Genomic DNA, 14,782 nt, shown 5'->3' on the forward strand with positions numbered 1-14,782 from the left:
ATAAAAACTTAATGGTAGTCTCTAAAACTATGTCTACTTGTCTCGATTAATAATATAATCCAAAAAATGCTTCAAAAAAGTTGTATCTCGTGGCACGTCATGTAATGATTCCATCGCAACACAGTAATTTTCCCACATCTCTTTTTTGGCATCTTCAACCCCTAATATAGAAACGAAAGTAGAGCTGTTATTTTCGGAATCCTTCCCAACGGTTTTCCCTAACAAAGCTGTTTCTCCTTCTACATCAAGGAGGTCATCTTTAATCTGAAATGCAATACCTGCATGGCGTGCAAACTTTTTCAATGCTTCAATTTCTAATTCACTAGTATTGGCAAGGATTGCAGGCATTAGAATAGATGCTTCAAATCCAAGTCCAGTTTTGTAGAAGCACATGTTATTTAATTGGTCCAAAGATAATTGTTCGCCTTTTGAATTTAAGTCCATTGCCTGACCTCTACACATATCGGCCGTCACTTGGGCAGAATACTGGATGAGTTTCAACACAGCTTTCGAATCGAACTGATCCAATGTCGTTTGCTCCCAAATAGCTTTCTGAGTCAAGAAAAGTCCTGTTAACTCTGCGATGGAAACATTATAAACCTCATGGAGGGTAGGCCGACCTCTGCGGAGTGAAGCATTATCTTGAGATGGAAGATCGTCAAAAATGAGAGAAGCTGTATGCATATACTCTAATGATTTTAAAAGTGGTTCTAGCTCTGAGCTCTTTAACCCATATGCATTGACTCCCATAAACCAAGTGACTATTGGTCTTAAACGTTTTCCATCACCTTGTAGACTGTAATTCGCAGCATCTATAATGGAATCAGGCGACTTATCAGGTTTTGGGAGATCTAGAACTTCGTTAATCTGACTTCGTATAGTTTTGGCGTTTTCTATAAATTCTTCCTGTCCCTGTCTATTATTTTTCAAGCTTGTAATCATATGGTCACGCAGTAGCTTATCGAAGAAATCTACATCATCTGCTTTTCGAACCATCTCTTGGATTAGTTTATTGAAAGTAGGGTTTCCAGAAGCAAAAAGGTTCATTACCTCCTTATATTTTCCGGAACCTACCCGCTCCTTAAATCTTTTAAGACCGTTGATAGCTCGGTCTAAAATAACTTCACGCGTCATTTGATCCGAATCATAAACATGATGAATCAAATTAGAGATTACTGTCCAGTACATTTCAAATGGATTTATGAGATCTGGCCGTTTATCGTGATACTTCAAGTAATATGTGTAGGGAGTTACCGCCCCTTCCTCCATATCATCAAACATATCTGCAAAATCATCCGCAAGTTGATTGTAGATTCCGTAAAAAAATGTTCGACTGTCAAAACCTTCATCCTCAGAAGCACCAATTACAGAACGAACAATCAATCGAGAAGATGCAGATTTTAGAATGACTGGTATATAAAGCTCCTCATTCGTATATTCTGGATAAGCCAAATCATTTTTGCGATCCACTTCTTGAGAGTTGAAAAACACATAAGATTGCTCGAAAAAGTTATTTCTTGTCTCTGGTCGCTGATGTTCCTTAATATATTCAAATGCTTCACTAAGTTCTGAGTGAATATAACCAATCAGTTCCGCATTTTCCCCTTTCCAATCACCTAGTTCGGGAACTATTCCCGTAGTAAGGGTAGTGCGTATCAGATTAGCATATTGTTTTTCTTCCTCTACTGTTAGAATTTTGGCATCTAGAAGATCGTCAATAAATGGATACGTAAGTCCATAGGAAAACCCTAGCCTTATCGCTTTATCAAGCCTATACTTTCGCTCTTCTGGAGAAACATCCCCATTCATTTCTTCTATTTCTTGCATGATTACCCCTGCAATGATTTTAATAAGTTTTCGTTGGGCATGCTCAGCCTCCATCCCTGTAGGAATATTAGCGGATACATTTTTTAACTTATTGATCAGCCAGATGAAAGTCGATTCCACGCCTTCTTTCTGAGCCAGGCGATACAAGGCAGTCATATTGAACATTTCACTATCATTCTCTCGATCTGTTGCTGAAGAGATAAGATGAGTTTTCAAACTTCCCACTACATTTCGGATTCGACTTTCCGTTTCTGGGGAATTCAACGCTTTTCCTAAATCTCTCATAAATATATATGAAATGCTTCGATTCAAATAATTATCTAATTTCCCTGTATAATTTAGCCACTTTATATAACTGTGATATCCACTAGCATTAGCTTTTCCTTTCCCCCTGGAAAACAGAGAAAGTATTGAATGGTGTCGTATATGATTATGTTTCCACAAATGTATATCTTCTGTAAGAACTTTCACATATGTCTTCTGTTGAACCTGCGTATAAAGTGATTGAAAATAATGATTGGCCTTCTCTTCTGCCTGCTTGTAACAAGCATCGGTATTAATGATTAATTCTTTGTTCATATCATTACTCACCTTCACTTCTTATTTATAAATTCCACTCCAATTACTATTATAATTATAACATTCAACGTATTGATGATTTACTTTAAGCTACAGAATTATTCCTCTTTCTATTTCTATGAGTCAAACCGCTGCTTCATAATAGCAAAAACAAAAAAAAGAGAACGAAAATCGTCCCCTTTTTTATCTTCTTTATAAACTGATACGCAGAAATAAATTAATTACTTTCAACTTCACCAGCTGATTCCCATCTATCTATTTCTGCACGAACAATTGGTGCCACTTCTTTGCCAAGTAGTTCAATTGCTTTCATCACGTCTTCATGAGGCATTGATCCAACTGGTACATGCAGCATAAAGCGAGTAATACCCACATTTTTACGTAGGAATATAATCTTTTCGGCTACTGTCTTCACATCTCCAACGTATAAAGCACCTTCCAAGCTACGTGCATCATCGAATGTCGAACGAGTATACTGGCCCCATCCGCGCTCTCTTCCTATAACGTTCATTGCTTGCTGTGTTGGTGGGAAAAATTTTTCTACTGCAATATCCGTAGATTCTGCCACAAACCCGTGCGAGTGCGATGCAACCGTTAACTTTGATACATCATGTCCTGCTTGAGTCGCGGCTTTCTTATACAGTTTTACGAGTGGCTCAAACTGGAGTGGGCTACCTCCGATAATTGCCAACACTAGTGGCAATCCAAGGAATCCAGCTCGAGCAACAGATTGCGGTGTTCCACCGCTCGCAATCCAAACGGGAAGTGGGTCTTGTACGGGACGTGGATAAACCCCACGATTCTGAATCGCAGCTCGATGCTTACCACTCCATGAAACCATTTCAGACTCACGTATTTTTAAGAGTAAATCTAACTTTTCTTCATACAATTCATCATAATCCTTTAAATCATATCCAAAGAGTGGGAAAGATTCGATAAAGGAACCACGCCCTGCCATGATCTCTGCTCGACCATTGGAAATAGCGTCTAATGTAGAAAATTCCTCAAATACTCGCACTGGATCATCCGATGAAAGTACTGTTACAGCACTAGTAAGTCTTATACTCTTCGTCCTTGACGCAGCTGCAGCCAGAAGTACTGCTGGGGCGGAAGCCGCATAATCCTTGCGATGATGTTCTCCTACACCGAATACATCTAGCCCAACTTCATCTGCTAATACTATTTCTTCCACTACCTCACGAATACGCTCCGCATGGCTAATTACTTTTCCAGTTTTTACATCTGGAGTGGTTTCCACAAACGTTGTTATACCAATTTCCACTTAATTTTTCCCCCAATCATTATTGCGTTCAATTGTTTATATAAGGATGCTTTCGGCCTTAATGATACCTTATTATCCTATTTATATTCAATTTATCAGTTTCATTGGAGAAAGAGGATTTTGGAATGATATTCTGTTTCACGGGTAAAAATAACTCGAGAGCGAGTATGTAAGGAACCATCCGCTAGTATTCAATAGAGTGAACGCCAGTAAAACTCAGTAACCCTTGTCCTCAAGCTTCCTCTCTCTTCTTCACTTCACTCATTAAATAATCGACAAACAGATCATCCCTTACTAAAGCTGCCTCATAGTTTCTCTTTAAGAAACGTTCGCCATCTTCAAAGCTTGTAAAGGTTTCTTCTAATTCGATTTTATTTTTTTCGAGAATCCAATCTTGATCATTTTTAGAATATAAGATGAACGTGTCATTATTCCTATTTTTATAAAACGAACCGAAAGCCGATTGTTTCAAATTATACTGATTTCTTTTTGCATCTTCTGGTATTGAGGACAGATGGAAAGTGTCCAAAACAAATAACTTATATGCTTCCTCCGTTAAAGTACATCCTGATGCTTTTTGATGTCCTCCGCCGCCGAACTGTCCAGCAACTTCCGAAACATCGACATGATCATAAATTGTACGAAGAGAAATTCTTTTTCCTCCCATGATTACAATTGCGATGTAATCGAGATGTGGAAACTCTTTGCCAAGTTCATTACCTAACTCCGAATGATACGTTTCTGCATAGACCACCCCAGCAATATGGTCTCCCACTTTTGCCTGTACAATCTCTCTTTTCTTGCGACGAATATAGCGATCAATCTTCTCAGATTCCATTTTCAATATTTTCTTTTCAAATTCATCAAAATCAAAATGGTCACTCGTACGAAGTCGTTCCATTATTTTTTCTTCAAATTCTTCCATCGATATTAAATAGAACAATGAGTTTAGGGAATGTGCCTGATGATTCCCGTTCTTTTCCCATTCCCATGTATCATACTGTCTAACTAATTCTACAAATTCTGTTACTGCAGCAGTTGGTTCCAATAATTTGTTGGATACAAGGTACTCATATAATAAGGATGTAGCAGAAGTTAATTTGCCTTCCTGATCTTCCACTAAAATATATCCCCATTCATAATCATTAAAGTGCAACGCTGATTTATGATGATCGATTAGTTGTACCTTCCCATTTGCATTGTAAAAATCATTTAATCGTTTTTCATTATCCCCGTTTGGCGTCAAATCCGTTACGAATAAAAATGTATCAGGTTCATCATTTTCTAAAAAATATTCAATCTCCCGATTAAGAGATGAAATCGAATTATAGCGCACCTTTACATTCTCACCAAATGCTAGCTTTGCTAAAATACCACATCCGACACCATCTAAATCATTATGGGACAATAATTTATACATTCTCTTCACCTCTTATATAGTATGGTTTTTACATACGAAACTTATTAATAAACTAATTTAAAAGTTATTTGGGTCAATTTCAAATTACTTTTATCAATATAAAATTGGACTCCGTTGATTGTAGCGCAAGGTGGCGACTCCAGTGACGAGGAGTGAAGCCATATCCGCGGAAAGCATGCACCTGGAGTGAAGATCAACTTTGACGGATTTTACTACTTAATATTTATTTTACAGGTAAACTGTTGCAATAGTATTAAAAGTCATGTATTATTTTAATAATTAAATATTCTCTTATTTCAATTATATTTGAAGTAAGGATAGAGGCGCAAAAACCATTAGTACACAATTAGAGGATAATGAGATCCTAGGACATTTGTGGAAAGGGGAATTTGCCGAAGTCGATAGAATCTCATTTTTCTTGAAGCTGGTTCAGCTGTTGAACAAACACTGAATTGTCATATAGGAGACTATATGGAGGGCTATCTTACGCACAGAAATATTACTCTATTTCTACTGCAACAACGAGCCCTCGTTGTTGCTTTTTCGCGTTTACTTAACTTGACTACAAAACAAATCTCAAGTTAAGCCTCCGGTGGATGTCACAGACTTTGGAGTTAATTGCGCTAGCGCAATTCAAAATCTGGACGCAATTACACCGAAGTGTAATTGATGAAGCCCTTCTCCCTGAATTTTTAATAATAAATTATAGGATGTGGAGAAGTTATGAATTTCGGACAAATATTAACTGCTATGGTTACTCCTTTTGATCATAATGAGGATATAGATTTTCCAGCTACAAGAAACTTAATAAATTACTTAATCGCCAATGGAACACAAGGTTTGGTTGTGTCTGGAACAACCGGAGAGTCTCCGACGTTAACTGATGAAGAAAAAGTACAGCTGTTTAAATTTACAGTTGAAGTTGTGAATGGTAGAGTGCCAGTTATTGCTGGAACCGGCTCATATAGCACAAAAGCTTCTATCAATTTAACAAAACAGGCTACTGATGCTGGTGTCGATGGTATTATGCTTGTTGTTCCTTATTATAACAAACCATCTCAAGAGGGCTTGTACCAACACTTCCAAACAATTGCTGCAACAACATCATTGCCTATTATGCTATACAATATTCCAGGTCGAAGCGTGGTCAACATGTCATTAGATACCATCATCCGACTTTCTGAGATTCCAAATATCGTTGCAATCAAAGAAGCTGGCGGCAATTTGGACACTATGTCTGAGATTATTAGTAATACTTGTGAGGACTTTTCACTGTATAGTGGCGATGACGGTTTAACAATTCCGGTACTATCAATTGGTGGAACGGGAGTTATTTCCGTAGCTTCGCATATTATTGGAAATGAAATGCAAGCAATGATCGCAAAGTTCAATAATGGAAATGTAAGAGAAGCTGCAAAGGATCATCGCAGACTATTACCCGTCATGAAAGCATTATTTGCAGCTCCAAATCCTACACCTGTTAAAACAGCATTAAATTTAAAAGGCGTTCCAGTGGGTGGAGTTCGCCTACCTATGGTTCCTTTAAATGCTGAGGAACTAACTACTTTAAAGGAAGTATTAACTACACTACCAGAAGGCGTAAAGTCTTAAAAAGAGCGAATTCCAACTGCTGGAATTCGCTCTTTTTTCTTTAATTCGTGGACATGAAAGATCATATACTCGCGGTCGGCCAATGCTTACCCGCGGAGAAGAATGGAATACTCGCGCTCCCTCTCTGGTTACTCGCGGACTGCCATGATTTACTGGCGCAACTGGATATATTTCCATTTAAGAAGTAACTCGAATCGTCCTTTCTCGCGGTCGATTGGTGAATACTCGTTATCGACCAATGCTTACTCGCGGAGAAGAATGGAATACTCGCGCTCCCTCTCTGATTACTCGCGGACTGCCATGATTTACTGCCGCAACAGGATATATTTCCACTTCTAATCATCCTTTCAGGATGTTGAGGAATGAAATGAATTGCACCATTTCTTATGACTATACTAAATGAGCGAATTCCCAGTACTACTGGAATTCGCTCTTTTTTAATTTAACTTCTATATTTAACCGCTAAGCCTTTAAGGAATTTGCGCGCAAAATTGTCTCCGCATTCTTTATAATTACGATGACCTGGTTTTCGTAAAATAGCTCCAAGCTCACCTTTTGAAACTACAATACCACCATCATGCAACACATCTAGCATATCTTCTGTTGTTAATTGTAGAGCTACTTTAAGCTTTTTCAACAGCATATTATTCACGTGATCCTTCTGCTGTACAACTGGCTCCGTATCTGCTGGCTGTTCCGGTTTTGGATCCTGCTTGCCTCTTTTATGTGTGATTAGTCCATTCAAAAACGATTCTAACATTTTATTATTACACTTGATGTGGTTTTCATCCTCTACTACTTCTTCCTCTTCACTTTCCTCTTTTGCTTTGGTAAGAATTTTGAGAACTTCCTCTTTAGTTACTTCCACACCACCAAGTTTAAATACCTCTACCATATCCTTATTCTTTATATCAAGGGCATATCTCAATCTGATTAATATATCATTATTCTCCATTTATAAACCTCCCAATGTCCGCATAAGTAGATATCATACGGAACTAATCATTACTAGAATAGCACAATGTGAGCTAGTATAAAAAAACTGGAAGAGAAATTTTTCATTTTCTCCACCAGTTCGATTTCATTTGCCTATGAATTGAAATCATATATTTGACCTTTTATCAAATAAGCTGTGCTTTCAGCGATATTCGTAATATGGTCTGCCGTTCTCTCTAAAAAGCGATTAACAAATAATAATTGTACAAGCTGACTTGTTTCTTCTGGATGTTCACTTAGATAAGCAGTAAGTTTTTTATATGTCTCTCTACTATATTGATCTACATTGTCCTCTAAATCTCCCACTTCTTTAGCAAGCAGGATATTTTCCTCTAAGAATGATTGTAATGCTTTTCGAAGCATTTCAATCGATATATCTTTCATCTTTTCTAGATGGGTAATATCTAGTAAAGATTCAGTATTGCCGATTTTAATCGTTGCTTTTGCAATATTTACAGCAAAATCTGCGACCCGTTCAATTTCAGATGAAATTTTAAGGACACCAATTATTTCACGTAAATCTCTGGAAACAGGTGATTCTTTTGCTATCATCCATATGGAGAACTGATTTACTTCTATTTCAAGATTATCAATCGCTGTATCTCCTTCAATTACTTTTAGAGCGATCTCCACATCCTGTGTTTTTAAAGCCTTAAAAGATTTTTCTAGAGCGACAACTGAGAGTTCACCCATTTCGATAATCTTACTCTTTAGTTCTTCTAAATTATTTTCAAAGTTTACACGAATACCCATTGGTAACCTCCTATTATCCAAATCGACCTGTAACATAGTCTTCTGTTCTCTGATCCTGCGGGGTGGAGAAAATATTATCTGTATCATCGTATTCTACTACTTCTCCATTTAAGAAAAATGCGGTTTTATCGGAGATTCGAGCAGCCTGTTGCATGTTATGTGTCACAATAACAATTGTATAATCTTCTTTCATATTGGTGATTAGTTCTTCTATTTTTAGAGTAGAAATCGGGTCTAATGCGGAAGTAGGCTCGTCCATTAAAATAATATCAGGTTTCATCGCTATTGCACGAGCAATACATACACGTTGTTGCTGACCGCCTGACAATCCTAGAGCCGATGTTTTAAGACGATCTTTTACTTCATCCCAAATTGCTGCACTACGTAAACTTTCTTCTACAATTATATTTAATTCTTTTTTGTTTTTAATACCTTGCATTTTTGGTCCGTAAGCCACGTTGTCATAAATACTCATAGGAAATAGATTTGGTTTTTGAAATACCATTCCTACCTTCGTTCTGAGTTTGATAACATCATTAGATTTATAAATATCTTCATGATCAATGACAATTTCTCCTGTAATTTTCACACCACCGATTAAATCATTCATACGATTTAGTGTGCGTAAAAAAGTAGATTTCCCACAGCCAGATGGACCGATTAAAGCTGTAACCTCTTTTTCCTGAATAGCAAGATCGACTCCGAATAATGCTTGTTTCTCGCCATAAAATAAATTTAAATCTCTTACATTGATTATAGTTGCTTCTTTACTTTGCTCCATATGCTAAAATACCTTCCCTACGTAATTTATTTGGTCATTAGCTCTGCATGTTCAATTACTGTGGACTTAACATACTCTTATTTATTTGTAGCTCTGTTAAATTTTTTCGAAATATATGTTGCCGAAAGGTTAATTGCTAATATAATTACGATTAAAACTATACCTACAGCTGCAGCAAGTTCAATATCTCCAGATTCTTGTGTAACTAGATACGAATGAACAGTTAAGGTTCTAGCAGATGATAGAATGCTGTCTGGCATAGCTGCCACGGTTCCAGCAGTTAAGAAGATAGCAGCTGACTCACCAACAATTCTTCCGACTGAAAGGATAATACCAGATAGTATACCCGGCATTGAGCTTGGTAAAATTACTTTATACAGCGTTTGTAATTTTGTTGTCCCAAGCGCTAGTGAACCTTCTCGGTACGAACCTGGAACTGTTTTTAAAGCTTCTTCAGTTGTCCGTATAATTACAGGTAATACAATAATCGTTAGAGTTAATGAAGCTGCTAATATCGACATACCTAATTTTAATGTTGTAACAAAGAACACCGCTCCAAACAAACCGTAAATAATAGATGGTATTCCTGTTAAACTTTCCGTTGCAAATCGTATTAGTCTTACTAATCGGCCTTGTTTTGCATATTCCTGTAGATAAACGGCTGCCAATATTCCAATAGGTGTTGCGATGACTAACGAGATAAGGACTGTGTATATAGTCGTTACGATCATTGGCCAAATACCACCATCTCCATCTGGAGAATAATCACCAAAGATAAAGTCGAAGCTGATCAAACCAATTCCCTTATAAAAGATAAAACCTACAATCATAACAAGAACGGCAACTGATAAGAAAGCTGATAACCACAAAAGTCCTCGGAGTAAGTTATCTTTAAATTGTCTCATCTTAGTTGCCTCCTTTGGAACTTATTTTTGCTAAAACAAAATTTAGTATTAAGATAAACGAGAATAAAACAATTCCCGTAGCAAATAACATTTCTTGATGAGTTCCGAATGCATAACCCATTTCTAAAGCAATATTTGTCGTTAATGGACGCACACTATCTGTTAAGCTAGTTGGCACGATTAAGCTGTTCCCAGCTACTAAGATAACTGCCATTGTTTCTCCAATTGCACGACCAAGACCTAATACAATGGCAGTCATAATACCAGATTTTGCTGCTGGTACAATAACTTTAAAAATTGTCCCAATTTGCGATACCCCGAGAGCTAGTGATCCTTCACGATATGTTTGCGGCACTGCACGAATGGCAGTTTCAGCAACCGTTACAATGGTTGGTAACATCATGATTGCTAGCACTAGAATAACTGCGATTAGGCTTTGCCCTTTCACTAAACCGAAAGTATTTTGTAAAAATGGAACAATGATAGCAAGTCCAAACACACCATATAACACTGATGGAATACCTGCTAGTAATTGTACTGCTGGTGAAATAATCTTTGCTAATCGTTCTGAAGCAATTTCAGCTAAGAAAATAGCTGTGAATAGACCAATAGGAACTCCAATGATTAACGCTCCAATTGTCGCAAAAATAGATGCAACAATCATTGGGAATATACCGAATTTATCTTCACTCGGTACCCAATCACTACCAAATATAAAATCTATAAAGCTATAGCCCTCCGCTACAAATGGATGGGCACCTTTATAAAATACAAATCCAATGATTAACAATAAAGTGATTACGGAGAGAAGTGCACAAATTAAGAATAGTCTTTGCGACACCTTCTCTAACATATACTTTCTCTTGTTTGCTTTGCCGATTTCGACGGTCTGCTTGTTAGTTGTTGGGATAGACACTCTTATTCCTCCAAAAGTAAGTCAAAAGTTTATGTTGTTGTCTTCCTAATTCATCTATATCTACTTTATAGGGATAGCTCCTGCTTCTGCTGCAATGAGTTGTCCTTCTTCACTTAGTATAAAATCTATAAATTGCTGTCCTGCCTCAGTTAATTGTCCTTCTTTATAGACAAACAAGAATGGTCTAGACAAGCTGTATTTTTTTTGTAAAACATTTTCTGCTGTAGCTTCTACACCATTAATGTCAATTGTTGAAATGTTCTCATCAATATACTCAAAAGAGATAAAACCAACTGCATGTTTATTGTTCGCAACTGTTGTTTTAATATTTCCATTACCGCTTGCAATGATCGAGTTTCTGATTAACTCTCCAGAGCTATATTCTACTATTTCTTGAAAGGCATCCCGTGAACCTGATCCGTCCTCGCGAGAAACTACTACAATTTCTAAGTCATCTCCACCAAGTTCACTCCAGTTTGTTATTTCCCCAGTAAAAATCTGTTTAACCTGCTCCATCGTTAAATCTTTTACTTTATTACTTGGATGAGTTACTACTACAATTCCATCATAAGCAATAATTACTTCATTCAACCCACTTGCAACTTCTTCTTCTTTTAAATCACGCGAAGACATTCCTATCTCCGACACCCCACTAATAGCGTTTGTAATTCCCGCTGAGGAACCAATTTGATTTATCTCGATATTCGTGTTGTCTTTCTCTGTATATTTTGCTGCTAATTTTTCAGCTAGTGGTCCTACGGAAGTAGATCCGGAAATAGATACTGTTGCATTATTACCACTTGACTCTGTAGTATCCTTGTTATTGTTTGAACATGCTGTTAATACAGTAAGTATAGACAGCAGTAACAATCCTATTTTCACTTTATTCAAGCTAATCATTTCTTACCTCCAAGAAAATAAGTTATGTCTGTTCTATGACGTATTTTGTCTAATTATAGAATAAAGGCAGAGTGTAAATTTTTAATACTACAATTGTAAAGCTTTTGTAAATTTAGTTAAAAACAAGTCAGTCTATTTTAAATATTTATAAAACTTACTTTAGAATTACTTAGGATGAGTCTAAATCAGTACTATATTACTTTCCATTTATTTCAAATTTATTCTACAGAGTACAACAATAAAATTGGAAATTACACTTTCAAATACTTCATACTTTCATCCATAGATTTTCGTTGCGGTGGGTGATAAATGGCTTATATGCTCTAGATATGCAGTAACTTTGGCATCCTCTTCTCTGGAATATTCATAACCTAGTCCTTCAGCTACAAATATAGCTGTGGTACGAAATAGAACTAACATTGCAAATAATGCTCTCCACATATCTTTATAACTTCCATCAGCATAAGTGGAGAGTAGTTCTTGCCAATTCTCTTCGGATAGGTACTTCTCCAAGTACTTACCAAATTTACCTATACTGACGGAGTAAGAGTGTTCAATACCAACCTTCCATTCAAGCATCTTTAACAGCATCGGTCTCATAATATTATTTAAATGCTCCGCTGCGTAAAGAATTTCACTTCTCCACAAGCCCTTCGCCACATATGTAGATACCCACCAAAACTCGTTACAGCAATCGGAGAAGAATTCTTCAGAAGGACGTTTTACCCAATAATCCTCGTCTGTTGGGGGCAGGAGTTCGGCAGAGTCGTTATCCTTGTCCATTAAAATAACCGTTAACTTATCCTCTTTGTAATATGTATCTTTTTCATCATTCGAAACTAGCGTAAGATCAATACGGTTTCCATCAGTAAACAACATTAGGTAGGAGAACCTACCACCTAAACCTGGTGGAAACATAGACATATTCTCGGGAGTTTGCATAATGATTAGTTCACCGAATACCTCTATCCAATGTGGATCTTCAATGAATGAATTCACATCAGTTACCACATAAACAATATCAAAATCCTGAAACAAGTCTTTTGGAGCATTGGGGTTCGTCCTTGAACCATTTAGCCCTACTGCTCGAATCCTTTCATCATTTGCTGCGTAACCTAAAACTAATTCAAATATTTCATCTGAAGTTCTCATGTTTTTTCTCCTTTAGTAAAAGGTGCCTGTTTCCAAATACAAAATTGTATTAGAAACAGGCACCTTTTTATTTATTGTTGCTCCGCATATTTTTTGAAATTGTTTAAAATTGCCTGCCAACCTTCTTGTTGCATTTCAATTGGATTAGTTGTTTCAGGCTCAAAAACTTCTACCACTTTCGTTTCGTTTTGTTGAGGAATGAATGTAATTTCAACTTTTCTCCCATCCCCTAATGTATAGGAGATGAACTCATGAGAACGCACTTCATCATATAGGCCACCAAAATCAAAGCCAAAGCTTCCATCTTTTGCTTCCATTCTAGAAACAAATTTTCCCCCAGCTCTTAAATCATTTTCAGCGTATGGCGTATGCCATTCTTCCGAGGCATTATTCCAATTTGTTATATGAGCAGGTACTGTCCAATATTCCCATACTTGTTCCACAGGTGCATGTATAATTGCTTCTACTGTTATTAATGAGCGATTAGTATCCATTCTTCCAGCTCCCTTTTTTAATACATTCTTTCTAAATTCGCTGAATCTATCCATTATTCCTTCTAAGTTTCCCCGAACTTAATTGGTTTAAAACAACTTAGGCTACCATTAGAGGAATTACCTTATATAACACCATTCGCTCTTTTTAAAGTTTTATTGTTAAGTGATAATGATTTACACTACACTTTTAGATTTTTTGCTCATAATTTTTTATATTGCCAGATTGAATTTTATAGTTTCTTAAAACCATACCATTTGTTTTAGTCATTCCAAACGTATCATAATAAGGAACCAAGTCATCGTCGCAACACAAATCAATCATATAAATGTCATTAAGTTCTTTTAGCATGTGATTTACTAATTCCTTGCCTATACCTCTCTTTTTGTATTCTGGTAAAACCTCCAGAAATGGAATATAGGCAGATAAAACTCCATCACTAATCGCAGTAATAAATCCAACTACTTGATTAGTACTTTCATCAATCGCCACAATTACTTTACTGCTTTTATTTAGCATTATTAAGTGAGTCTTGGGACTGGGGGGATTTGGCCAATCTACGAAAAAACCTTCTAACATATCGGTGGAAATATCACTGGTTGTATTTTTGTATTTCATAAATATCATCTCCTTAATGTTATTAACATATTAGAATAGATGATACTTATCAAAAGTAGAGTAACAATAATATGACCTCCCCGTCTATGTAATACTATTTGTTATAATTATACATATACACAAACAAATATTATAGACTCAACCTCATCAGAAAAACCGATCTACCACGCGGAAAGCGTCGACCTGCAACGGAAATATTCCAGGTGATTTTTATATACTTATCCTAAAACAAAAAAGACGTAGCTCCAGCTTTCCGGGTGAAGCAACGTCTTTTATCTCAATTAGTTACCACCGTTTCATAAGCGATTTCTACGATTAATCCTCTACTTCATATACTTCTGTATCCTGGGCTTTCTGATCCTTCTGCAATTGTTCGTTTATGCGTGGGTCTTGTAATCGCATTTTACTCCATTCCGCCTGTCCTACTTTTTTACTTACTTTCTGTATTTCATCTTCAAAAAACAGCATGTCCATTCCTCCCCCTATAAATTAATCAAAGAGGACAATATATAACTTCCCCCTCTCTATAAAATATGCAACTACTTAAGGG

General features: G+C 36.6%; 14 protein-coding genes and 1 riboswitch. Of the genes, 1 reads left to right on the top strand and 13 read right to left on the bottom strand.

The window, feature by feature from the left end; genetic code table 11:
* Window positions 1–33: 33 nt before the first annotated feature.
* The 3 genes from MHI40_RS15655 to MHI40_RS15665 form a co-directional block, all read right to left on the bottom strand.
* Window positions 34–2,406, bottom strand: a complete 2,373-nt coding sequence (locus MHI40_RS15655) for a polyprenyl synthetase family protein (protein WP_340763447.1) — start codon at window positions 2,404–2,406, stop codon at window positions 34–36.
* Window positions 2,407–2,623: 217 nt separating this feature from the next.
* The gene (locus MHI40_RS15660) at window positions 2,624–3,688 is read right to left on the bottom strand and encodes an LLM class flavin-dependent oxidoreductase (RefSeq protein ID WP_340763449.1); all 1,065 of its coding nucleotides are present in this window, start codon (window positions 3,686–3,688) and stop codon (window positions 2,624–2,626) included.
* 232 nt (window positions 3,689–3,920) lie between these two features.
* Window positions 3,921–5,108, bottom strand: a complete 1,188-nt coding sequence (locus MHI40_RS15665; protein ID WP_340763450.1) for a DHH family phosphoesterase — start codon at window positions 5,106–5,108, stop codon at window positions 3,921–3,923.
* Between the two features lie 310 nt (window positions 5,109–5,418).
* Window positions 5,419–5,598: riboswitch (Lysine riboswitch) on the top strand.
* 233 nt (window positions 5,599–5,831) lie between these two features.
* Between MHI40_RS15665 and dapA the strand changes: the two genes are divergently transcribed.
* Window positions 5,832–6,719 (top strand): 4-hydroxy-tetrahydrodipicolinate synthase, encoded by an 888-nt coding sequence (dapA, locus tag MHI40_RS15670; RefSeq protein WP_340763451.1) that lies wholly within the window; start codon window positions 5,832–5,834, stop codon window positions 6,717–6,719.
* Between the two features lie 442 nt (window positions 6,720–7,161).
* Here the strand turns inward: dapA and MHI40_RS15675 are convergent, their stop codons facing one another.
* From MHI40_RS15675 to MHI40_RS15720, 10 genes are all read right to left on the bottom strand, one after another.
* Complete coding sequence (locus tag MHI40_RS15675; RefSeq protein ID WP_093538087.1) at window positions 7,162–7,674, bottom strand: YehS family protein; 513 nt, start codon at window positions 7,672–7,674, stop codon at window positions 7,162–7,164.
* A 134-nt stretch (window positions 7,675–7,808) separates the two neighbouring features.
* Complete coding sequence (phoU, locus tag MHI40_RS15680; RefSeq protein WP_340763452.1) at window positions 7,809–8,468, bottom strand: phosphate signaling complex protein PhoU; 660 nt, start codon at window positions 8,466–8,468, stop codon at window positions 7,809–7,811.
* Window positions 8,469–8,481: 13 nt separating this feature from the next.
* Window positions 8,482–9,249 (bottom strand): phosphate ABC transporter ATP-binding protein PstB, encoded by a 768-nt coding sequence (gene pstB, locus MHI40_RS15685; protein WP_340763454.1) that lies wholly within the window; start codon window positions 9,247–9,249, stop codon window positions 8,482–8,484.
* 77 nt (window positions 9,250–9,326) lie between these two features.
* A complete protein-coding gene (gene pstA, locus MHI40_RS15690) occupies window positions 9,327–10,154 on the bottom strand; it encodes a phosphate ABC transporter permease PstA (protein ID WP_093538084.1) in 828 nt (275 codons plus the stop codon).
* A gap of 1 nt (window position 10,155) precedes the next feature.
* Entirely contained in the window at window positions 10,156–11,070 is a 915-nt protein-coding gene (gene pstC, locus MHI40_RS15695) for a phosphate ABC transporter permease subunit PstC (RefSeq protein ID WP_245762741.1), read from the bottom strand.
* 60 nt (window positions 11,071–11,130) lie between these two features.
* The gene (locus MHI40_RS15700) at window positions 11,131–11,970 is read right to left on the bottom strand and encodes a phosphate ABC transporter substrate-binding protein (RefSeq protein WP_340763457.1); all 840 of its coding nucleotides are present in this window, start codon (window positions 11,968–11,970) and stop codon (window positions 11,131–11,133) included.
* A gap of 276 nt (window positions 11,971–12,246) precedes the next feature.
* Window positions 12,247–13,122, bottom strand: coding sequence for an aminoglycoside 6-adenylyltransferase (locus MHI40_RS15705; RefSeq protein ID WP_340763458.1), 876 nt, complete (start codon window positions 13,120–13,122; stop codon window positions 12,247–12,249).
* A 71-nt stretch (window positions 13,123–13,193) separates the two neighbouring features.
* The gene (locus MHI40_RS15710) at window positions 13,194–13,616 is read right to left on the bottom strand and encodes an SRPBCC family protein (RefSeq protein WP_093538195.1); all 423 of its coding nucleotides are present in this window, start codon (window positions 13,614–13,616) and stop codon (window positions 13,194–13,196) included.
* Between the two features lie 187 nt (window positions 13,617–13,803).
* On the bottom strand, window positions 13,804–14,232 hold the full coding sequence (locus tag MHI40_RS15715) for a GNAT family N-acetyltransferase (RefSeq protein ID WP_340763459.1): 429 nt from the start codon (window positions 14,230–14,232) through the stop codon (window positions 13,804–13,806).
* Between the two features lie 315 nt (window positions 14,233–14,547).
* On the bottom strand, window positions 14,548–14,700 hold the full coding sequence (locus MHI40_RS15720; protein ID WP_340763460.1) for a hypothetical protein: 153 nt from the start codon (window positions 14,698–14,700) through the stop codon (window positions 14,548–14,550).
* Between the last annotated feature and the right edge of the window lie 82 nt (window positions 14,701–14,782).

It is taken from the genome of Psychrobacillus sp. FSL H8-0510 (assembly GCF_038008345.1).
Classification (GTDB): domain Bacteria; phylum Bacillota; class Bacilli; order Bacillales_A; family Planococcaceae; genus Psychrobacillus; species Psychrobacillus psychrotolerans.

Coding starts and splice junctions, on each gene's coding strand:
- MHI40_RS15715 (WP_340763459.1), bottom strand. CDS start 14,232: ATGAAATACAAAAATACAACCAGTGATATTTCCACCGATATGTTAGAA.
- phoU (WP_340763452.1), bottom strand. CDS start 8,468: ATGGGTATTCGTGTAAACTTTGAAAATAATTTAGAAGAACTAAAGAGT.
- MHI40_RS15720 (WP_340763460.1), bottom strand. CDS start 14,700: ATGCTGTTTTTTGAAGATGAAATACAGAAAGTAAGTAAAAAAGTAGGA.
- MHI40_RS15665 (WP_340763450.1), bottom strand. CDS start 5,108: ATGTATAAATTATTGTCCCATAATGATTTAGATGGTGTCGGATGTGGT.
- pstB (WP_340763454.1), bottom strand. CDS start 9,249: ATGGAGCAAAGTAAAGAAGCAACTATAATCAATGTAAGAGATTTAAAT.
- MHI40_RS15700 (WP_340763457.1), bottom strand. CDS start 11,970: ATGATTAGCTTGAATAAAGTGAAAATAGGATTGTTACTGCTGTCTATA.
- MHI40_RS15710 (WP_093538195.1), bottom strand. CDS start 13,616: ATGGATACTAATCGCTCATTAATAACAGTAGAAGCAATTATACATGCA.
- pstA (WP_093538084.1), bottom strand. CDS start 10,154: ATGAGACAATTTAAAGATAACTTACTCCGAGGACTTTTGTGGTTATCA.
- MHI40_RS15675 (WP_093538087.1), bottom strand. CDS start 7,674: ATGGAGAATAATGATATATTAATCAGATTGAGATATGCCCTTGATATA.
- dapA (WP_340763451.1), top strand. CDS start 5,832: ATGAATTTCGGACAAATATTAACTGCTATGGTTACTCCTTTTGATCAT.
- MHI40_RS15655 (WP_340763447.1), bottom strand. CDS start 2,406: ATGAACAAAGAATTAATCATTAATACCGATGCTTGTTACAAGCAGGCA.
- MHI40_RS15705 (WP_340763458.1), bottom strand. CDS start 13,122: ATGAGAACTTCAGATGAAATATTTGAATTAGTTTTAGGTTACGCAGCA.